A 20,490-nucleotide genomic window follows, 5' to 3' on the forward strand; every position below is an offset into this window, starting at 1 on the left:
CCGAGGTTGAGCAGCACGAGGCCGCAGAAGCCGATGGCCAGTCCCCAGCGCTCGGCGCGCCCGGGCCACTGGGCGAAGAGGAGGCCGCCGAAGAGCGAGGTCCACAGCGGCATGCTGCCCACCACCAGCGCGGCCACGCCCGAGGGCACCCACTGCTGCGCGAAGACGACGCCGCCGTTGCCCACCACCAGCAGCAGGAAGCCGACGAGGGCCCCCGCTCCCCACTGGCGCGCCGAGGGGTTGGCGTCCCCGCGCAGCCGCAGCACGGTGTAGAGGATGAGGCCGGCCAGCACGTAGCGCATCCCCGCCATGAGGAAGGGCGGGAAGCCCCCCTGCAGCACCCAGCGGATGGCGAGGTACGTCGAGCCCCACACGACGTAGAGCGAGAAGAGGCAGAAGAGGAGCATCCCGCGATTCGTCGGCGCGGGCGCGGCGGCCACCGGGCCGGGGACCGTGAGCGGGGGAGACGCGGGAGCCGGAGCCGAAGGCGTCGCGGAGGGGACGAGGCGGGGGGCGTTGGACAAGGCGTCGCGCTTTTAACGTCCTCGCTCGCTCAGGGCGATGTATTCCCGCGGATTACCCAAAGGGACGAGCCCTCTGCCGGACGGCATACAGCCGAGCCCGCTCGCCGGCACTTTCGGACCTTGTCCCCGCGGACGATGTGGGCCCTGAAGCCCACCCTTATGAGTGAGCTGGAGCGCGGTTGTCGGCAGCAGAAGTGAATCGCGTGAAAGCCAGGAAATGGTGGGACGGGGGGCTTTCCTGCTCGCACCCTGGACGGCCTTCGTCTCGTGCGCCGTGTCGGGTCGTTCCCTGGGCGACGGGGGATTGAACCGTTCCCTCCTCCTCCTTAAGCTTTCAGTGCATTCTCGATGTTTTCGCCGACCGTGGGCGAAACTCCATTGGGGAGCGTGAGGCAGGATGTCCGAGGAGCTGGGTGAGCGCGAGAAGGAAGTCCTCCGCGCTGTCGTTCAAGAGTACATCTCCACCGGGGGCCCGGTCGGGAGTCAGCATCTGGCGCGCCGGCCGGAGTTCGACGTGTCCTCCGCCACGCTGCGCAACGTGCTGGCGGATCTGGAGGAGCTGGGCTTCCTCGAGAAGCCCCACACCTCCGCCGGTCGCGTGCCGACGGACCGCGGCTACCGCTTCTACGTCGATACGATGGTGCGGCTGAAGGACCCCGCCCCCCGCGACCGCGAGCTCATCCACGCCGGGCTGGCCCACGAGGCCGGGGGCCTGGAGGAGCTGCTCGGCGAGGCCTCGCGCCTGCTGCACTCGCTCACGCGGCACGCGGGCGTCGTCGTCACCCCGCGCCCCGACGCGGCCGTCTTCCACCGCATCGAGTTCGTGCGGCTCCGGGAGGACCGGGTGCTGGCCATCCTCGTGGGGCAGAACGGGCAGGTGCACAACAAGCTGCTGTCGGTGGACTTCCCCGTCACCTCGGACGAGCTGCTCAAGGCGAGCAACTACCTGTCCGAGCTGCTGCACGAGGTGACGCTGGAGGAGGCGCGCGAGCGCATCCGGGGCGAGCTGGACCGGGACCAGGCCCTCTACAACGTGCTCACGGCCAAGGCGCTCAAGCTGGGCGCGGCGGCCACGGACCTGCAGTCGGGCGAGCGCGTGCTCATCGAGGGCACCGGCTCCTTCCTGGAGCAGCCCGAGTTCGCCGACGTGGAGCGCATGCGCGCGCTCTTCAAGACGCTCGGGGAGAAGCACAAGCTGCTGGCGCTGCTGGACCGGGTGCAGCGGGCGCGCGAGATGCAGATCTTCATCGGCACCGAGAGCGAGTTCTCCTCGGCCGGCGACGTGACGGTCATCGCCAGCCCCTACGGCAGCCGCGAGCAGGTGCTCGGCACGGTGGGCGTCATCGGGCCCACGCGGATGAACTACCAGCGCATCATCCCGCTGGTGAACTTCACCGCCCAGGCGCTCTCCATCGCGCTCGACAAGGCGTGAGCCGCACTCCCCTGGGAGCAGCGTGGGGGAGGGGCTCTCCTCCCTGGCTCAGTTCGCGCGGGTGAGCTGGAGCGTCTGCTCCGAGCCACCCTCGCGCCGCACCGTCACCTGGACGGGCGTGCCGGCGCTTCCGCGCGTGCGCGACTCGGCCTCGGCGCGGTTGCGCACCACCTGCCCATCCACGGACAGCAGCCGGTCTCCCACGCGCACGCCCGCGCGTGCCGCCGGGCCCTCGGGCGTCAGCCACGCGAAGGACACCCAGCCCCGGTCCTCGCTGAAGCCCGCGCCCACGGTGCCCGGTGCCGCCTTGCGCGTCGTCACCGGCACGTCCCCGAGGTCCACCGCCTCGCTGGCGGCCACCGTCACGGTGCGCGCCTCCGGCTTGCCGTCCGGGGCGAGCAGCCGCACGGTGTGTGCCCCGGGCATCACGTCCCGCAGGAGGAAGCGCCCGTCGGGTCCCGTGTGCGCATCGGCTCCCGAGCCCGGCGCACGGTCCAGGTAGAGGCCCACCCCCGAGGCCGGTGTGCCCGAGCCGCTCCACACCGCGCGCCCCGCGAGGGAGGCCGCGCCGCCCGTCAGGGGCACCTCCACGTCCGCGCGCTGTCCCGGGGAGAGCCGCACCCGCGCCTCGCCGGTGCGCCCGTCGCTGGTGCGTACGCTCACCCGGAGTTCCCGCGCCGGTGCGTCGGTGAGGTGGAATTCGTTGCCCGGGACGGTCCGCTGCGCGTCGGTGGAGCCGCTCGGGGGGGAGCCGTCCGCGTTGAGCAGGCGCAGCGTGACGCCGCTCGGCGCGGCGCCGCTCGGGGCCACCACGCGTCCGTGGAGGGTGGCCGCGGGCCGCAGCTGGAGCTGCTGCTCGGCCGCGCCGTCCTGGACGGGCACGGGCTCGCTCAGCCGGCCCGCATTGTACGCCCGCAACGTCAGGGCGGTGGGCCGTGCGTGCGGCGGGAAGTGGAAGCGGCCCGAGTCGTCCGCCTCCTGGGTGACGGAGAAGGGGAAGTCGCCTCCCTGGGTGGCCACCACCACGGCGTAGGGGCTCGGCGTGCCCGAGGGCTCCAGCACCACGCCGCGCAGCCCGCTCTCCGTGAGCGAGAGGTCCAGCATCGTCGCCGTGCCCGCCTCCACCGTCACCGCCGGGGCGTCCTCGTGGAGGAAGGTGTAGCGGGTGCCCGGCTGCACCGCGTCGAGCTGGTAGAGGCCCGCCGGAAGCTCGAGCTGGTAGCGGCCCTCCGCGTCCGTGTCGGTGATGCCGAAGTCGACGAGCCCGCCCCCCGCGCCCTCCTTCGCCCTCGCGCGCACCAGCACGGGGTGGTTCAGCGGCGTGCCCGTGCTCCGCGTCACGCGGCCCTGCACCATGCCCGTGTCCCGGAGCTGGAAGTCCACCCGGCCCCGCTCCCCCGCCTCGAGCTGGGCGGTGCCGCTCCGCCACGCGGCCGAGGTGTCCTGCTTCGCCTTCACCCGCACCCTTCCGATGGGGAGCCCGTCCAGGTGGTAGGTGCCCGTCGCGTCCGTGCGGGTGAAGCGCTCCTCGGCCACGGAGCCCTGGAGCGGTCCCCCGCGCACCGTCACGCCGGCGAGCGGTTGTCCCCGCGCGTCCGTCACCGTGCCGTCCACCGAGGCGGTGCCCTCCAGGCGGAAGTCCGCCACCGTGTACCGGTCCGGCTCCACCACCAGCCCCTGGCGCGCCTCGCCGGTGTGGCCCGAGGCGCCCACCACCACGTCGTAGTCTCCCGGTGGCAGCTCCAGCTCGTAGCGGCCCGCCGCCTCCGTGCGCACCCGGCCCATCTCACCGCCCGCGCCGGCCGGGCTGACCACCAGCCACGCACCCTCCACGGGTCCACCGTCCGCCCCGCGCGTCACCGTGCCCGACAGGTGCCCCGCGGCGCCGAGCCTCACCGTGAGCCCTCGCGCGCTCTCGCCCGGCCCCACCACGAGGGTGCCCGGCACCCGGCCCACCTGGGAGCCCTTCCGAGCGACGAGCCAGTACGTCCCGTTGGACACCTCCAGCGAGAAGCCACCGCCCGCGCCGGAGGTGGTGTGGAAGGCCGAGGGCCCGCCCAGGGCCAGCACCTCCGCGTCCGCCGCTGGCTTGCCATCCGCGCCCACCACGAAGCCCTCCAGTACGGAGGCCGCCCACAGCCCCACCACCAGCTCGCCCGAGCCGGGCACCGACACGAAGCGCAGCGTGCGGCGGCTGAAGCCCGGCGCCTCCGCCGTCAGCTCGTAACCGCCCGGCGCGAGTCCGGAGACGGAGAAGTTCCCGTGCTCATCGCTCGTCACCCCCGCCACCTCCTCGAGCAGCGTGTGGGCCCGCGCCCAGGCCGTCCCCGGCTCGGTGTACGGGCGGAGCGTCACCTCGGCCAGCGGCACCGGCTCGCCGCCCGGGCCCTCGGACACCGTGCGTCCCCGGAGCGTGGCACCGGGGGGGAGGGACAGCTCCACCGCCGTCTCCGCCTCGCCCGTGGGCCGGGGCACCTCGCGGCGCGCGGGCGCGTGGCCCCTGGCCCGGGCGGTGACGAGGTAGAAGCCCGGGGCCGCCGGCAGCCGCAGCGTGCCGTCCTCGCCCGTCGTGCCCTCGCCGGCGCGGCGCCACGAGGGCTCGCCCGTGCCGTCCTCCGGCTCCCGCAGGTACACCCGCACGAGTGCCTCGGGGACGGGCGCGCCCGAGGCCACCACCCGCACCACGAAGCTGCCATCGGCGAGTGTCGCGGGCGTCTCCAACGGCGGAGTGGGGCGGGGCGGGACGCGCGTCTCCGAGGGCTCGGGCGACGTGGAGGTCCGGGCCGTCGCGCCTCCTCTGCCGCTGGCCCCTGGCTCCTCGGAGCGGAACCACAGCAGCAGGAGTGCCGCCACGCTCAGGACGGCGGCGAGGGAGAGCGGGATGAGAGAACGGTGGCGCACGGGCTCCTCCGTGGGGAGGGCCGAGCGCCCTCCCGAGGGGAGCGAGCCTAGACGGAGATGGGGCGCCCGCCGAAATCCCGGCTAGTGCTGGGTGGGCGCGGGGGCGTAGACGCGCAGGGCCGCGGGCGCGATCTCGAAGCGCACCGGGGTGTGGCCGATGATCTCCCCGTCCGCGTTGATGTCCTGCGGCGGCTCGGCCTCCACGTACAGCTGGGCGGAGCGTACGGCGTCCACGGCCGGGTGGCTCACGTGCTCGCCCCGACGCAGGGAGAGCGCGACGCGCGCCAGGGTGGAGAGGTCCTGCATGTGCCCCAGCCCGGTGCCCTCGCGCCCGGACTCGGAGGAGGGCGCCGAGATGGTGTAGGCGTCCAGGCATCGGTCATCGAGCGTGGCATCGGGTGTCACCACGATGCCCGCGCCATGGTAGCGCCCGTTGCCCACCACGAGCTGAAGCACGTCCCGCTCCAGCTCGCCCCGGTCCGTCTTCATCCGCACGTGGAAGGGCTGGTGCTCCCAGAGCTCGGCGACGGCGGCCACGGGGTAGGCCAGCTTGCCCGCGCGACGCTTGAGACGAGGCGTCAGCCGCCGGGCGATGGCGGAGGCCAGGCCGAGGCTCGCCGCGTTGAGGAAGGGGCGTCCGTTGGCGAGCCCCACGTCCACCCGCGCCGTGTAGCCGGCGGCGATGATGTCGCACGCCTCCTCCAGCGAGGGGGCGATGCCGAGCGAGCGCGCGAAGTCATTGCCCGTGCCCAGCGGCAGCACGCCCAGCGTCACGTCCCGTCCGAGCAGAAGCGGTATGGCGGCATTCAAGGTGCCATCCCCACCGCCGATGAGGATGCGCCGCACGCCCTGCTCCAGCGCCTCGCGCAGCAGCTTGTCCATGCGCGATTGCTTGGAGAGGCGGTGGCAGGCCGCGAGGGGGATGCCGCGTGACTCGAGCGCCGCGCGCGTCGCCGGGAAGGCCTCGTGGCCCATGCGGCACTTCGAGTTGACGATCAGGAGCGCGGGCCCCTCATCGAGGGTGCGGCGCTTGGTGGGCGCGCTGAGTGCGGCGTCGGGTAGGGCCTCGATTGCCATCGTCGGCAAAAGTGCTCACGAGCGGGCAGGGGAGCCAGGGAGGTGTATGTACTCCAGGCCAGCTTCCCGCGTCCCTCCCCCAGCGAGGGAGGGAGCGAGGGCCCCTCCCATCATTTGGCGCCGTGGCCTTCGATGATGCGGCGTTGGAGTTCCTGGCGCAGCGGCAGGGCCTCCTCGGTGCTCAGGCGGCCGTCGCGGTTGGTGTCGTACCGCGCCATCAGGGCCTGCCGGCGGGCGCGCGCGGCCTCGAGGCGGTCCTCACGCAGGGGAGCCCTCTCGGACAGCTCGAGCACACCGTTGCCGTTGGTGTCGTACTTCGCGAGCAGCTCCTGGCGCTTCTGCTCCCAGGCGGTGCGGACGGCCTGGCGGGCGGCCTGGCGCTCGGCGTCATCGAGCGTGCCGTCGTGGTTGGCGTCGTACTTCTCCAGGGCCTGCTGGCGCAGCCGCTGGCAGCGGGCCTCCATGGCATCCACCAGCGCGGTGCGCTCCTCGGTGGACAGCGCCTTGTCGCCGTCCTCGTCGAAGGCCCAGCGCACGCCCCAGAAGGCCCAGCGGCGCAGGCGCAGCCCGGCGCGGGCGAAGCGCGGGTGCGTCTGGGCGTCGAGGTCGCCCTCGAGGGTGCGCAGCTCGGCGCGGTCGAGCTTGCCGTCCTGGTTGGCGTCGTACTTCTCCAGCACCTCCTGGCGGCGAGCGCTGAAGTCACACACGCCCGTGCTGTCGGCGGGGGCCTCGGTGGCGGTGTCCACGTCCTCGGTGGCGATGGCGGTGAGCGTCTCGGCGGAGGCCTCCACCACGGCGTCCGCGCCGATGTCACCGGACTCCTCGGAGGCGGAGAGGTACGCGGCGGCCTCACCCACGGCGAGGTCGGCCTCCTCGGGGGTGGAGTTGCAGGCCACGCTGCCCAGCGGGAGCGCGAGGCAGAGGGCAGCGGTCAGCAGACGGCGGTAGGGCGGGGTGCGGTTCATGGGCTTTCTCCGAGGGTTGTTGTCCGGCCTCGCACCCATGAACCCGAGCCCCGCGAAATGGTTGCGGGCGGGATTTCTTCTCCGACTTTTCTTGGGAGGGAGCCCTCTGGATTCCGCTGTGATTCCGGCAGGTTGGTGCTCGGGGAGTCATGCGGATACCGCCCGTGCGACACTCCGCACCAACCCATGCCGTGCAAGCACTAGATTGTGGGTGGTATCGCCTGCAGTGCTCCACGAGGAGAGGGAGTTGCTCCGTGAGTGACGTTCCGCCAACCCGAGGTCTCTACGGCCAGAGGCCCAGCAAGAGCGCGGACGCCGCGCGGCGGCGCGAGTTCGAGGAGACCTTCGCGATGTCTCCGATGGAGCGTGTGCTGCTGGCGTTGGAGTTGGGCGAGCTCTCGGTGGTGCTGAGTGCGCCCTCGCGGCCGAAGCCGACAGGCAGTGGAGAGCAGCCGTGAGCCGGGATGCATCCGAACGAGCGAAACGGACAGTTGCCGTCGCCGAGCGGGTCTTTCGCATGCTGCAACAGTATGAAGTTCCAACTGCGGTCATTGGGGCCGCCGCACTGGCCGCACATGGCTATCCCCGGGCGACACGCGATTTTGATCTCGCCACGAACACGAATCCCTTCCCCACGTTTCGTCGTCTGGAGGAAGCGCTCCGCCAGGAGGGGTTCGAGGTGCAATTCGAAGCACCTGATGCTGACGACGCTCTCGGGGGGGTGTTGCGCGTGAAGGGCGACAACTTCGAGCGGGTAGAGGTCGTCAACTTCCAGAACCCCTGGCCTGGTGCTCGTGATGGGACCGTCCTGGCAAGGGAGGCTCTGCGTGAGGCCTCGGTGCCACTGAGCCCCGAGAGCCCCCTACGAGTCGTCAGCCTGCCCTACCTCATCGCGCTGAAACTCTTCGCGGGTGGGCGGAAGTCGACGACGGATGTGTTGGAGCTCCTCGAGCGCAACCGGGACCGGCTGGACGTGGCCGAGCTGCGTGACGTATGCACCCGTCACGGGCTCGGCCCGGCGCTGGAGCCGCTGCTGCAGGAACTCGGCTTCGCGTAGACCTCAGCGCGACTCGTCGTCCTTGGCGGCGGCCACCGCGTCCGCGGCCCACGGCCAGCTGTCCCGCGCGGAGTCGTAGTGGGCGAGCAGGTCCGCCGGGTCCTTGTAGATGGCGCGGCAGCCCGCCGTGCGCAGATCGTCCTCGGGGAAGCCTCCGCACAGCACGCCCACGGTGGGCAGGCTCAGCTTGCTCGCCGCCAGCGCGTCGTAGGGCGTGTCCCCCACCACCGCCACGCTGTGCAGCTCCGGCCGGCCCAGCTTCTCCAGCGCCGCCTCGAAGATGTCCGGGTGCGGCTTGGACCTGTCCGCGTCGGACTTGGACGTCTCCGCTTGCGTCAGCCCCTCGAGGCCGCACAGCTTGATGTAGAACTCCAGCTCGTCGCCGTTCGCGCTGGAGGCCAGGGCGATCCGGAGTCCGTCCGCGCGCAGCCGCTGGAACAGCTCGCGCACCCGCGGAAAGGGGCGCAGCTTGGGCATGAACTCGCGCTTGAAGAGCGTGGAGCGGTAGTCGCTCAGCTCCTTGCCGAACTTCTCCAGCTCGTCCTCGGTGAAGAAGACGGGCACGAGCTGGTCCGCGCCCTTCCCAATCTGGCTGCGCACGTGCGCGAAGGGCACGTCCCGGCCGAACTCCAGGAACGCACGCCTCCAGGCCTCGGCGTGCTCGTCCACCGAATCCACCAACGTGCCGTCCACATCGAAGATGACGTTCTGCACCAGGGGCATGTTCCTCGCACTCCTTCCCGGTGGGGAAGGTGGGGATGGCCCTGGTCGGCTTCAACCCGGACGGTGCGTGTTACCGCGAGCCCTCCACCACGAGCGTCTTGGACTGGACGTCGTAACCCTCGGGTGCGGTGAGGGTGAAGGTCTCCGCCGGCAGCGTGGGGTTGAGCTCCACGCGCGACAGGGTGGTCTCCGCCACCTGCTGCTCGCCTGCCCACTGGGTGAGCCGCTTGGGCACGCACAGCCCCAGGGCCTGCTCGCACTGCTCCTCCTCCACGCGCAGCTCCGAGGTGGCGCCGCCGCTGCGGGTGCGCTTGCCCAGGAAGTCCATGCCGGGCCAGCGCAGCAGGTACGTCACCTCCACGTCGGTGCCCGCGGGCTTGACCGTCAGCTCCACGGCCTCGGGGCCCCGCGGGTGCGACACGCGCCGGGCGCTCACACCCGTGCCGGGCAGCAGCGGGGCGCGGAAGCCCTCGGGGGCGAAGGGGGCGAAAATCTCGGTGAGCACGCCCACGCGCTTCTCCGGGGGCAGCTCGGTCTTGTAGGTGATGAGTTGCTTCGCCGCGTCGCTGCGCTCCATGAGGCGCTCGCCGTCCCAGGCGTAGCTGCGCGAGGCGGGCGCCCCGAGCGTGCCCAGCATCTTCTGGGGCGCGCGGTAGGCGAACTGGAAGTCCATCGTCTGGGCGCCCTCGCGAGCGGTGCCCGCCAGCGCGTAGCTGGTGAGCTTGCCGTCGCGCGCGGCCAGGCGCTGCGTCGCGTCGGTGAGCAGGGCGGAGGGGTCCTCGCCACGGCGACAGCCGGCGAGGGCGAGCAGGAGGAGGGGCAGGAGGCGAGCGCGCATGGGGGCGGAAAAAGCAGAAGGCCCCACTGTCGCCAGGGAGCCTTCGCACACTACTGCGGAAATGACGGAAGCCGACTACTTCACCGCGACGCCAATGGCGGCCGAGATGGGGACGCCGATGATGCCGCCGGTGAGGGCGAAGAGGCCGTGACGCGGGGTGGTGCCCGCGCTCAGCAGCTGCACCTTGTTGCCGCCCATGGCCTTGGCCTCCGCCACGAGGAGCTTGTTCACCACGGTGTCCAGGTCGCTCTGCACCAGGTCCACGACGTGGAAGATGGCGGTCAGGCCGAGCGCGGCGCCCTGGATGACGGCGATGGGCTCACCACCGGTGGCCACCACTTCATTGCCCGAGACGACGGCCGTCTCCACGCTGGTGCACGCCATGAGGCTGCTCGCCACAACCGCCGAAAAAATGGCCTTCTTCATCGTGTATTCCCTCCCAAGTGAACGCTTGGGGAGCTGGCCAGCCGGCTGACCTGGCGCCCGGCGGGTCGAATGGTCCTCAAGCTGGCGATGTCGTAGCAAAGGCACCTATCAAGTCAAGCAATGGATCTTCCGAATATCCGCGGACGCCCATTGGCAGCCGCCCCGCGTTGAAATGCCGCCGAGGCGTTGCTACCCACGACGGACCCATGGAGAGCGCCACCGTCCGCCCCGCCAACCGCCTCTGGCTGCACCTGTTGCTCTTCGGGGTGACGGCGGCGACCACGTCCTTCACCTTCAATCAGCAGTTCGGCCAGTCCCTGCCGTTGGATGAGCGGCTGGTGGGCTCGCTGGCCTTCAGCCTCGCGCTGCTCGCCATCCTCGGCTCCCACGAGATGGGGCACTACCTGCTGGCGCGCGCGCACGGGGTGGATGCCTCGCTGCCGTACTTCATCCCGCTGCCCTACCTCGGGGTGGGGACGCTGGGGGCCGTCATCCGCATCCGCGGGCGCATCCCCCACCGCAACGCCCTGGTGGACATCGGGGCGGCGGGGCCGCTGGCGGGCCTCCTCGTCGCGGTGCCCGTCCTCCTCTGGGGCCTCGCCCACTCCGCCGTGGTGGACGCCCCCCCGCTGCGCTCCTCCTTCCCGGGGGACACCTCGCTGTGGGTGCTCGGGGGGGAGCTCCTCCAGTGGCTCCAGGTGAAGCTCTCCCTGGCGGCGCCCCCGGCCCCGGACGCGCCGCCCTTCGGCGCCGCCATCGTCTTCGGCGACAGCCTGTTGATGCGGGGCCTGAAGTGGCTCGTCCTCGGGCCGCTCCCGGCCGGCAAGGACATCCAGGAGCACCCGGTGGTCATCGCCGGCTGGTTCGGCCTGCTGGTGACCCTGCTCAACCTGATGCCCGTGGGTCAGTTCGATGGTGGACATCTGGCCTTTGCCGTGTTGGGCAGGCATGCTCGCCTGGTGGGCAAGGTCATGGCGCTGGTGCTGTTTTTCCTCACCCTCTTCTACACCGTCACCTGGGGCCTCTGGCTGTTGGTGGCCACCAAGGTGGTGGGCTTCGGTCACCCGGAAGTCACGCAGCCAGCCGAGCCTTTGGGACTCGGGCGCAAACTGGTGTGCGCGGTATGCTTGCTGGCCCTGGTAGGCTGTGCCCTGCCCGTGCCCATCCGAATGGTGATCTGGTGAAGTACTACTGTGAGGCTTGCGAGCGACTCGTACCCCCGGCGGCGTTCCGGGTGGAGGCGGGTCTGCTCGTACTCAAGTGCTCCCGCTGCAGGGTGGAGACGCGCGGCGGGCCCGAGCAGGACGAGCAGCCCCCCGCCTCGGCCGTCTCCAAGACGTCGGCCCCGGGGCCGTTGATCATGCTCGCCGACAGCGAGGCGGAGCCCGACCCCATCGAGAACGAGCCCACCCGGCGCGTCGCGGTGCCGGCCGCGGTGCTCGCGGCCATCGAGGCCGAGGCGAAGGAGGCCCGCGCCAAGAAGGAGTCCCCGAAGGAGCCCGCGGCGCGAGAGCCGGTGGTGGCGAAGTCCCCGCCGCCGGAGCTCTCGGTGGTGCGCTCGTCGGAGCCCGTGGCGGCCAAGGCCCTGGCACCCGAGCCGGTGTCCACCAAGACCCCGGCACCGGAGCCCGTGGCGGCCAAGGCCCCGGCGTCGCGGATGGTGATGTCGGAGGCCGCGGCGGCCAACCTCGTGGTGCTGCGGCTCTCGGACGTGGGGCCGCGCAAGTCGGGGGAGCCCACGCCACCCCCGGCCGAGCCGCCCCCCGCGCGTCCCGCCAGCGTCCAGGTGCGCGCGGTGCCGGAGCCCCTGGCGGCGCCGAGGGAGAAGGACACGGAGGACCCCTTCTCTCCGCCGCCGGGCTACTGCCCCAAGTGCATCGGCGGGCGCAAGGAGGGCGCGGTGGTGTGCCCCTTCTGCGGGCTCGAGTACGCGCGCTTCAAGGCCGAGGAGTTCCGCCCCTCGACGGTGCTGCACTCCACGTGGTTGGGCGTGCTGGAGCTGTGGGAGAGCAAGAGCGCGCACGACAAGGTGCTGGCGCTGGCGTCCGAGCGCGGTGAGCTGGCGATTCTCGGCCGCCTCTACCGCATCCGGCTGGCCCGCTTCCCGGAGGATGCCGCGGCCAAGCGCGGGCGCGAGGAGGTGCTCCGGCTGGCCTCGGCGGGCTCGGGCCTCATGCCCTCGGAGCCGCCCGACAAGCGCGCGAAGATGAAGGTGGCCATGCAGGGCCTGCTCGTCTTCGTCCTGGTGATGGTGGCCATCTTCGTCGTCTACAAGGCCCGAGGGGTGTTCCTGGGGCCGTAGTGAACGACGCGCACGCCATCAACCTCTCGTGGTTGCTGCGTCTGCGCTGGGGCGCCATCGTCGGGCAGGTGGCGCTCATCCTCGGGGTGCACTTCGGGCTGGGCATGTCCCAGCGGCTGGGGCCGCTGTTCGCCACCCTCGCCGTGGCGGCGGCGAGCAACGTGGCCCTGGGGCTGTGGACGCGGCGGGCGCGCACCCTGCGCGAGTGGCAGCCGTGGGCGGTGATGGCACTGGACGTGGTGCTGCTCACCGTGCTGCTCGACCTGAGCGGCGGCCCCTTCAACCCCTTCAGCGCGCTGTACCTGGTGCACATCGCCCTGGCGGCGGTGGTGTTGCGCGCCGGGTGGACGTGGGCGCTGGCAGGGCTGGCCATCGCCTGCTTCGGCGCGCTCTTCGTGGACCACCTCTGGTTTCCCGCCGGGGGCGAGGCCGCGCAGCACCCGCAGCACCACATCCATGACGTGCGGATGCACCTGGAGGGCATGTGGGCGGCCTTCGCGCTGGCCGCGGGCTTCATCGTCTATTTCGTGCAGCGGGTGACACGCGCCCTGGCGGCGCGCGAGGCGGAGCTGGTGGCGGCCCGAGCGGCCTCGGCGCGCCACGAGAAGCTGACGGCGCTGGCCACGCTGGCGGCGGGCGCCGCGCACGAGCTGTCCACGCCGCTGTCCACCATCGCCGTGGCGGCGCGGGAGCTGGAGCGCCACCTGTCGCGCACCGAGCCGGGGGCCTCCTCGCTGGAGGACGCGCGGCTCATCCGCGAGCAGGTGGCGCGCTGCCGGGACATCCTCACGCAGATGGCCTCGGGGGCCGGGGCCTGGCACGGCGAATCCATCGTGGAGCTGGCGCCCGCGGCGCTGGTGGAGGAGGCGCTGGAGGGGCTGCCGGGCCGCGAGCAGGTGCGCGTCCAGGTGGACGGGCGGGCCCGCGAGGAGCGGGAGCTCGTCCCCGCGCACGCCTTCGCCCGGGCGATCCGGGGCGTGGTGAAGAACGCGCTGCAGGCCTCGGCGCCGGAGGCGGAGGTGCGGCTGGGGCTGGCGCGCGAGGCGGAGGGGTGGCGGCTGTCGGTGGAGGACGCGGGCGAGGGCATGCCAGCGGAGGTGCTCGCGCGGGCGGGCGAGCCCTTCTTCACCACCAAGGCGCCGGGGGAGGGCATGGGGCTGGGGCTCTTCCTCACGCGCGCGGTGCTGGACCAGCTCGGCGGCCGGCTGGTGCTCGACTCCACACCGGGCCGGGGCACCTCGGTGGTGCTGACGTGGCCGGCGGGGGGGCTGCGACAATCCGCCGCGTTGTCTCGGGGGGCGTCCCGGGTGTAGCCAGCCCCATGACGAGCCCGAAGCCCGACCATGCTCCCACGCTGCTGCTGGTGGACGACGACGCCGTCTTCCGCGAGCGGCTGGCCCGGGCCTTTCGCGCGCGCGGCTTCGAGGTGAGCACCGCCGGCTCCCATGAGGAGGCGATGGCCCAGGCCACGCGCGAGTCCCCCGAGTTGGCGGTGGTGGACCTGCGGATGCCCGGGCGCAGCGGGCTGGAGCTGGTGAGGGACCTGCACGCGCTGGACGCCTCCACCCGCGTCATCGTCCTCACCGGCTACGGCAGCATCGCCACGGCGGTGGAGGCGGTGCGGCTGGGCGCGTTCAACTACCTGCCCAAGCCCGCGGACGTGGATGACCTGCTGCTCGCCTTTTCGCGAGGCCCGGGCGAGCGGACGGAGGTGACGGAGGACTTCCAGCCGCCCACGCTGGCGCGCGCCGAGTGGGAGCACATCCAGCGCGTGCTCGCGGACTGCGGCGGCAACATCTCCGAGGCCGCGCGAAGGCTCGGCCTGCACCGGCGCTCGCTCCAGCGCAAGCTGCAGAAGTATCCCCCCGCACAGTAGCGCCGCGTCCTCCCGCGGGTGGGTGGACACTCCCGGCGGCCCTTCGCGGCTGCGACACCTTGCCGCATTGTCGCGACGGGGGCGTCTGGGGACAGTGCCCGTCCCATGCGTGCCCCACTCGCCGTCCTCTGTGTGCTGTTGCTGCCCCTCGGGGGCTGTGTCCGCGTGAAGCCGTGGGAGCGAGAGCAGCTCGCCTCGCCCACCATGGCGCCTCCGTGGGCGGAGGAGGGCATGGCCACCGAGTACGACGCCAAGCTGCTGGAGACGCGCTCCGGCGCGGGGCTGGCCGGGGGTGCTCCCGGGGGCGGGTGTGGCTGCACGCAGTGAGTCTCGCTGTCCGTCTTCTTCTCCGTCTCGGTGGAGTGCCCATGAAACGATCGCATCCCTCCCTTCCCGCCGTGCTGTCCGTCTGTGCCGCCGCCCTGCTGGCCTCCTGTGAGGACGACGACAAGCGGCCCCCGGAGACGGGCCCTCTGCGCGAAGCCCTCTTCGTGGCGCACCAGGGGCGCCTGGTGTCCTACGACATCGACTCCGGCCAGGAGCGGCCCGGCACGGTGGAGGACGTGACGTCGCCGGTGGATCCGCAGGTGCTCGAGGACGGGACGCTGCTCGTCCACCTCACCAACAAGAACCAGGTGCTCATCGTGGACGGGCTCACGATGCTGGAGAAGGCCCGGCTGCCGTCCTCCCGCCTGGGCGGGAAGCGGCCCGTCCACTCGTACGTGAGCCCCGTGCGCAACGGGAAGCGCTACTGGCTCACGCTCAATGACGGAGATGGGACGCCGGGGTCGAACTCGGCCCTCTTCGTGGACGCGACGCGGGGGAGCGCCACGTACCTCCAGCCCGCGGGCGAGGTGCGGCTCGGCAACGGGCACCACAAGGCGAGCTTCAGCAACACCCGCGAGCGCGTGGTCATCAGCAACATCGCCGACTGCGAGGACTCGCTGAGCGTCTATGACTACTCGGACGTGGGCCACGTGAAGCAGGTGCTGAAGCTGTCCGCGGCGGACCTCGGCTGGGGCCCCAGCCGCCCGTGCGCGGCCAACTACCAGGGCGGCTTTCCTCCGGCACCCCATGGCTGCGCCACCTCCACCGTGTCCGGCAAGGCGTACTGCAACCTGACGACGACGGGGGACCTCGTCGCGATCAACCTGGACGCGGACCTCCCCACCTTCCAGGTGTTGCGCACCGGAGGCACGGGCGGCGGCTACACGAAGGCGCATCCGAATGGCCGCTACATCTACTCGTTGCAGGAGTCGCCTCGCGAGGGCAAGGCCCCGGGCGTGACGTGCCAGATGGGGCAGCTCGTGGTGGTCGACGCGAGCACCGACACCGTCGTCCGCGAGGTGCCCCTGTTCTACCGGGGCCCCGGGTGTGACCTGGTGCTGGCCACCACGGCCGCGGCGAAGGCCGGGCCCGGCCACATCGTCCTCACCAAGGACGCGCGCACCCTCTACATCACCCCCGCGGGAGGCTTCGGAGACCCCAGCTCGCGCGTGAGCCAGGAGCTGGTGCTGGACATCTCGGACCCGGCGGCCCCGGTGCAGCGCGCCTCCATTCCGGTGGGGCTGAGCACCGGCCACCACGGCGACACGCTCTCGGCGGGTGGGGGCTTCCTCTTCGTGACGAACACCGAGGACGACACAGTGAGCCAGATCGACACCGCGACGAACGCGGTGGTGCGCACCCTGAACGTGCGGGACGTCCCCCTGGCGCTGGCGACCTTCGGCACCGCCGAGGGCCCGAGCGCGCATACGGGCCCTCTTCCATGAGCCGTGCCCTCCTCGCCGCGCTGGCCACCGGGGTGCTGGGCGCGTGTGCGCACGGGGGACAGCCCGTGCCGCCGCGCGCCCCCACCACGGCCACGGTGCTCGGCCACTACTACGTGGACGGGGAGGGACTGAACGTCGTCACCACGGGAATGACGGTGACGCAGCCCGTGACGGAGGGGCTGTCCGTGGAGCTGCGGGGCCTGGCCGACCGCATCGAGGTGAACACGCCCGAGCACGTGCACGTGGACGAGGGCAACCCGGACACGGGCCACACGCACGACGGGGACGTGGATGCCATCACGGGGGCCTCGGTGCGGGTGGTGGCGGGCGATCACCTGGAGGAGTGGCGCTTCGAGGGAGGCGCGGCGCTGAAGCTGGCGCGGCGGGTGGGGGATGCGCCCGTGACGCTGACGGTGGCGGGACGGGTGAGCAACGAGCCGGACTACCTGGCCTTCTCGGGGCGGGTGTCGGGCTCGGTGGAGCTCTTCGAGCGCAACACGGCGCTCTCGGGCTTCGTGGGCTTCGGGAGGGACCGGGTGAGCCCCCTGGAGGCGCCCCCGGGCGAGCTAGCGCTCTGGCCGGCGACGCACCTGCGCCTCGTGGCGGGGACAGCGCTCACCCAGCTCCTCTCTCCGTCGGTGATGGCGTCGGCGGGGCTGGGGGCCTCGCTGCAATCGGGGCAGCTCAGCAGCCCGTACCGGCGCGCGTGGGTGCGCACGACGCTCTTCCCGGAGCATCTGCCGGACACGCGGGGCCGCTTCACCGGCTACGCGGGCCTCTCGTGGGCGCTGGGGCAGGGCGTGGCCGTCCACGCGAGACAGGGCCTCTACGGGGACACCTGGGGCGTATGGGCGCTGGCGCCGGAGGCCTCGGTGGCGGTGGAGCTGGGGGCGCGGGGGCTCGTGTCGGTGCGCTACCGCTTCTTCCGGCAGTGGCCGGCGAGCTTCTACCAGCCACGCTACGAGGAGCTGCTCGACGTCCGCTCGAGCGACGTCCGCCTCGGGGCGCTGCGGGGGCATCAACCCGGGGTGAAGCTGGCCTGGACGCTCTGGGGCCGGCGGGGCACGGCGGAGGCCCTGAATGTCCAGGGCGGCTACGAGCTGTCCCTGCTGCGCCACCTCCAGCTTCAGGGGCAGCGCGAGACGCGGGCCCACATCGTCTCGCTGGGAGTCCAGGGCGGCTTCTGAGCCCCCCAGGCGAGCATCCGGGCCCGCGCGACGCAAAACCCGACGAGCGAGCGGCGCACTGTTATCCTCATACGCCGGCCTGTCGCGTACCGCGCGCCCCCCCACGCCATGTCCTCGCCCGCTCCCTCGCTCAGACTCTCCGTGGATACGCTGCTCGGCCCTGGAGGCGCGCTCCAGGCCGCGCTGGAGGCCTACGAGTACCGTCCCGAGCAGCTCCAGATGGCCCGCTCGGTGGAGAAGGCCTTCGGCGAGCGCAGCTACCTGCTGGCCGAGGCGGGCACGGGCACGGGCAAGACGCTCGCCTACCTCGTCCCGGCGCTGCTGTCGGGCCGGCGCGTGGTGGTGTCCACGGCGACCAAGACGCTGCAGGAGCAGATCTTCTTCAAGGACCTGCCGCTGCTGCGCGAGCGCATGGGCCTGTCCTTCGAGGCGGCCTACCTCAAGGGGCGCAACAACTACCTGTGCCTGCACCGCTACGACAAGTTCAGCAAGGACCCGCAGTTCTCCACGCGCGAGGAGGCGCGGTACTGGAAGCACCTCCAGTCCTGGGCGAGCCGCACGGAGACGGGGGACCGCAGCGAGCTGGAGCTGCCCGAGGCCTTCAACACCTGGGGCCGCCTCTCCACGACGTCGGACACGTGCCTGGGCTCGAAGTGCCCGGTGTACGAGAGCTGCTTCGTCACGCGGACGCGCCGGGCGGCGGAGTCGGCGGACCTGCTGGTGGTGAACCACCACCTCTTCTTCGCGGACCTGGCGCTGCGCACCCGGGGGCAGCGGGGCGAGGGCGGGGTGCTGCCCCAGTACGACGCGGTCATCTTCGACGAGGCGCACGCGCTGGAGGACGCGGCGGGCAGCCACTTCGGGCACTCGGTGTCGAGCTTCCGGCTGGAGGACCTGGTGCGTGACGCCCTGGGCGCGATGCCGACGACGGACTCGCGCTTCGGGATGCTGTCCTCGCTGGTGGTGCGCCTGCGCACGCATTCCGAGGCGCTCTTCGCCCAGGCGCCGCGGGTGCTGGGCCTGCACGAGAACGAGGGCGCGGTGGCGCTCAAGCCCGAGCGGCTGGGGATGCTCTCGGGACAGATTGAGCAGGTGAAGGAGGCGCTCTCGGCACTGTCGGCCTTCACCACGAGCGAGCGCGAGCCGGAGCTGACGCTGCTCACCCGTCGGTGCGCGGAGCTGGTGGCGGACTTCTCCTTCCTGGAGAAGGTGGAGTCGCACGACCACGTCTACTGGGCCGAGGCGCGCGGCCGGGGCGTCTTCATGCGCGCGAGCCCCATCGAGATCTCCAAGGAGCTGCAGGAGCGCCTGTACGGAGGGGTGGACACGGTGGTGTTCACCTCGGCGACGCTGGCGGCGGAGGGCCGCTTCGACTTCTTCGCGCGGCGGATGGGGCTGTACGACGAGGAGGGCGTGCCGGTGACGAGCGTGCGCACGGTCTCGGTGCCGAGCCCCTTCGACTTCCAGGAGCAGTCGGCGCTGTACCTGCCCACGCACCTGCCGGATCCGGCGGCCCCGGGCTTCATCGAGGCGGCGGCCGAGGAGATCCTCCGGCTGTGCGAGGTGACGGGAGGCCGGGCCTTCGTGCTCTTCACGAGCCTGCGCAACATGGAGCGGGCGCACGCGCTCACGCGCAGCCGACTGCCCTACCAGGTGCTGCTGCAGGGTGAGCGGCCCAAGCAGCAACTGCTGGAGGCCTTCCGCGAGCACCCGAGCGTGCTCTTCGCGGCGCACAGCTTCTGGGAGGGCGTGGACGTGCCGGGTGAGGCGCTGAGCCTCGTCATCATCGACCGGCTGCCCTTCGCCTCGCCGGGAGATCCGGTGGTGGCGGCGCGCATCCGTCAGCTCGAGGCACGCGGCGAGGAGGCCTTCGGCGGCTACCAATTGCCCCAGGCGGCGCTGGCGCTGCGGCAGGGCTTCGGCCGGCTCATCCGGACGCGGGCGGACCGGGGCATCGTGGCGATGCTGGACCGGCGCATCGTCACGAAGAGCTACGGGCGCGCCTTCCTCAAGAGCCTCCCGCCGGCCCGGCGCATCGACCAGGTCGACGCGCTGGAGGGCTGGTTCACCGGCACGGACACGCGCAGGGTCTCGCGCGAGGACGACGTGGACTTCTGACCGGGTGGCCTGGTGGCCCCCGCCCGATTCGAGCCCGAGCTCGGGATGCTGGAACTCCGGCTTGAGCCGCTGGAGCACCTCACCCTCCCATCAGGAAGGTCAGTCTGGGTCAGTAGAACCAGGAGAGCCGCTTTCCGGGGAGGGCCTCCATGTCCGCGCAGCACTCCGTCTTCTGTTCCTCTCCAGGGAAACGCCTTGCTGCCCTGCTGGCGTTGGTGGCCCTGGCGGTGCTGACCGGGTGCGCCACGGCTTCTCCCTCGGGACACAGGGGAGCCCTGCTGCCGGGCTTGAGCCACCGTTCCCTGGCGCCAGTGCCTTGCTCGCGCTCGCGGGTCGAGCCATCCCCGGCGGGTGCCCTCCAGGCCGCCGTGCGGGACGTCTCGAGCAGTGCCGACGGGGATGACGACGAGGATGACCTCGACGAGGTGGAGAGCGCCCTCGGAGAGATAGCGGGCGTGCTTGAGGTCCCGTCTCGCGCGCAGGTGCATGGCACGGGCGTTGAGGGGGACGAGTCGCTGGACGACTGGGACGAGGGCGGAGTGGGCTGGCCCGACGGAGTGGGCGACGGACGCCCCCGCGCGGTGCCCATGAGCCTGGACTACTTCCAGGGCTTCCTCGCGCACGTGGGCGTGCCCGGGGACACGCTGCCCGTGGACGGGCGCACGCTGTCGCCCGAGCAGGCACTTCAACTGCTGCCGCACTTGCTGTCCACGGAGGTGAGACTGGGTGACTTCGCCCAACGCCGCATGGCGGCGCACCTGCTGTTGGAGGTGGCCACGGGGGGAAGGCCGGTGTCGCGCGAGGAGCTGCACACGCGGATGGACCGATTCCACCGGCTGCGGGTGTTGAGGCCGGACGGCTACCTCGTCCTGGCTGTCACGGGCGAGGCGAAGCAGAAGGTGGGCGAGGTTCGGGTGGCGGAGGACGGCACGTTGCGTGCGGGCCGCTTCGAGGTGGGGCCCTTCTACGCCGTGGAAGGCGGGCACCTCTGGCCGGTGGACGCGGGACTGGAAGTGCCGCGAGGAGCGTTGCCCCTGGGTTCCTACGTGCCGGATGACGGCGTGGTGCTGCCGGCGCTGGAGGGGGCGGGGCTGGCACTGATGGACACGGTGGAGGGCCTCTACCGGCTCGTCTTCCGCCCGGGCGAAACGCTGGAGGGGCTCACCCGGCTCCCGGGCGCGGTGCGAGAGCTCGTCCAGAACTCGCCCGAGTATTGGGAGTCCTTCCAGCGCAAGCCCTCTGGCGAGCAGGTACGCACCCTCTCACGCCTCACCACTCACGTGTTGCTGATG

General features: G+C 72.0%; 18 protein-coding genes and 1 pseudogene. 12 read left to right on the plus strand and 7 right to left on the minus strand.

All coding sequences use genetic code 11. The features are described 5' to 3' along the window. Positions 1-524, minus strand: a 524-nt coding sequence (locus VF697_RS29170; RefSeq protein ID WP_331100015.1) for an EamA family transporter, incomplete at its 3' end; no start/stop codon positions are given. Positions 525-921: 397 nt separating this feature from the next. Between VF697_RS29170 and hrcA the strand changes: the two genes are divergently transcribed. Further along, the gene (gene hrcA / locus VF697_RS29175) at positions 922-1,956 is read left to right on the plus strand and encodes a heat-inducible transcriptional repressor HrcA (protein ID WP_331100016.1); all 1,035 of its coding nucleotides are present in this window, start codon (positions 922-924) and stop codon (positions 1,954-1,956) included. A 48-nt stretch (positions 1,957-2,004) separates the two neighbouring features. On the opposite strand, the gene VF697_RS29180 is transcribed toward hrcA, so the two are convergent. The 3 genes from VF697_RS29180 to VF697_RS29190 form a co-directional block, all read right to left on the minus strand. After that, positions 2,005-4,857 (minus strand): carboxypeptidase regulatory-like domain-containing protein, encoded by a 2,853-nt coding sequence (locus tag VF697_RS29180; RefSeq protein WP_331100017.1) that lies wholly within the window; start codon positions 4,855-4,857, stop codon positions 2,005-2,007. 81 nt (positions 4,858-4,938) lie between these two features. Further along, on the minus strand, positions 4,939-5,934 hold the full coding sequence (locus VF697_RS29185) for a lipid kinase (protein ID WP_331100018.1): 996 nt from the start codon (positions 5,932-5,934) through the stop codon (positions 4,939-4,941). Positions 5,935-6,044: 110 nt separating this feature from the next. Beyond that, on the minus strand, positions 6,045-6,899 hold the full coding sequence (locus tag VF697_RS29190; RefSeq protein WP_331100019.1) for a calcium-binding protein: 855 nt from the start codon (positions 6,897-6,899) through the stop codon (positions 6,045-6,047). A 254-nt stretch (positions 6,900-7,153) separates the two neighbouring features. Here VF697_RS29190 and VF697_RS29195 point away from each other — a divergent pair, with 254 nt between their 5' ends. Beyond that, positions 7,154-7,357 carry a hypothetical protein gene (locus tag VF697_RS29195; protein WP_331100020.1) on the plus strand — a complete coding sequence of 68 codons (204 nt, stop codon included), beginning with the start codon at positions 7,154-7,156 and terminating at the stop codon, positions 7,355-7,357. After that, entirely contained in the window at positions 7,354-7,956 is a 603-nt protein-coding gene (locus VF697_RS29200; RefSeq protein WP_331100021.1) for a hypothetical protein, read from the plus strand. The genes VF697_RS29195 and VF697_RS29200 overlap by 4 nt, the downstream gene beginning before the upstream one ends. Before the next feature lie 3 nt (positions 7,957-7,959). Here VF697_RS29200 and VF697_RS29205 read toward each other — a convergent pair whose 3' ends face one another. The 3 genes from VF697_RS29205 to VF697_RS29215 form a co-directional block, all read right to left on the minus strand. Beyond that, on the minus strand, positions 7,960-8,673 hold the full coding sequence (locus tag VF697_RS29205) for an HAD family hydrolase (protein WP_331100032.1): 714 nt from the start codon (positions 8,671-8,673) through the stop codon (positions 7,960-7,962). Between the two features lie 76 nt (positions 8,674-8,749). Further along, positions 8,750-9,517 carry a hypothetical protein gene (locus tag VF697_RS29210; protein ID WP_331100022.1) on the minus strand — a complete coding sequence of 256 codons (768 nt, stop codon included), beginning with the start codon at positions 9,515-9,517 and terminating at the stop codon, positions 8,750-8,752. 75 nt (positions 9,518-9,592) lie between these two features. Then, positions 9,593-9,943, minus strand: a complete 351-nt coding sequence (locus VF697_RS29215) for a hypothetical protein (protein WP_331100023.1) — start codon at positions 9,941-9,943, stop codon at positions 9,593-9,595. 206 nt (positions 9,944-10,149) lie between these two features. On the opposite strand from VF697_RS29215, the gene VF697_RS29220 reads away from it, so the two are divergent. From VF697_RS29220 to VF697_RS29260, 9 genes and pseudogenes are all read left to right on the plus strand, one after another. After that, positions 10,150-11,127 carry a site-2 protease family protein gene (locus tag VF697_RS29220; RefSeq protein WP_331100024.1) on the plus strand — a complete coding sequence of 326 codons (978 nt, stop codon included), beginning with the start codon at positions 10,150-10,152 and terminating at the stop codon, positions 11,125-11,127. Further along, complete coding sequence (locus tag VF697_RS29225; RefSeq protein ID WP_331100025.1) at positions 11,124-12,245, plus strand: hypothetical protein; 1,122 nt, start codon at positions 11,124-11,126, stop codon at positions 12,243-12,245. The genes VF697_RS29220 and VF697_RS29225 overlap by 4 nt, the downstream gene beginning before the upstream one ends. Continuing rightward, positions 12,245-13,558 (plus strand): ATP-binding protein, encoded by a 1,314-nt coding sequence (locus VF697_RS29230; protein ID WP_331100026.1) that lies wholly within the window; start codon positions 12,245-12,247, stop codon positions 13,556-13,558. Before VF697_RS29225 ends, VF697_RS29230 begins: the two co-directional genes overlap by 1 nt. An 8-nt stretch (positions 13,559-13,566) precedes the next feature. After that, positions 13,567-14,121: a response regulator transcription factor gene (locus tag VF697_RS29235; RefSeq protein ID WP_331100027.1), complete on the plus strand. Its 555-nt coding sequence runs from the start codon at positions 13,567-13,569 to the stop codon at positions 14,119-14,121. Positions 14,122-14,226: 105 nt separating this feature from the next. Then, positions 14,227-14,448 (plus strand): DUF4266 domain-containing protein, encoded by a 222-nt coding sequence (locus tag VF697_RS29240; protein WP_331100028.1) that lies wholly within the window; start codon positions 14,227-14,229, stop codon positions 14,446-14,448. A 41-nt stretch (positions 14,449-14,489) separates the two neighbouring features. Then, positions 14,490-15,893 carry a hypothetical protein gene (locus VF697_RS29245; protein WP_331100029.1) on the plus strand — a complete coding sequence of 468 codons (1,404 nt, stop codon included), beginning with the start codon at positions 14,490-14,492 and terminating at the stop codon, positions 15,891-15,893. Next, positions 15,890-17,080 (plus strand): DUF3570 domain-containing protein, encoded by a 1,191-nt coding sequence (locus VF697_RS29250; RefSeq protein WP_331100030.1) that lies wholly within the window; start codon positions 15,890-15,892, stop codon positions 17,078-17,080. The genes VF697_RS29245 and VF697_RS29250 overlap by 4 nt, the downstream gene beginning before the upstream one ends. Before the next feature lie 108 nt (positions 17,081-17,188). Beyond that, positions 17,189-19,198: an ATP-dependent DNA helicase gene (locus tag VF697_RS29255; protein WP_331100031.1), complete on the plus strand. Its 2,010-nt coding sequence runs from the start codon at positions 17,189-17,191 to the stop codon at positions 19,196-19,198. A gap of 149 nt (positions 19,199-19,347) precedes the next feature. Then, a pseudogene (locus VF697_RS29260) lies at positions 19,348-20,490 on the plus strand (hypothetical protein); the annotation flags it as partial.

This window comes from Archangium sp., assembly GCF_036388035.1.
Taxonomy (GTDB): domain Bacteria; phylum Myxococcota; class Myxococcia; order Myxococcales; family Myxococcaceae; genus Archangium.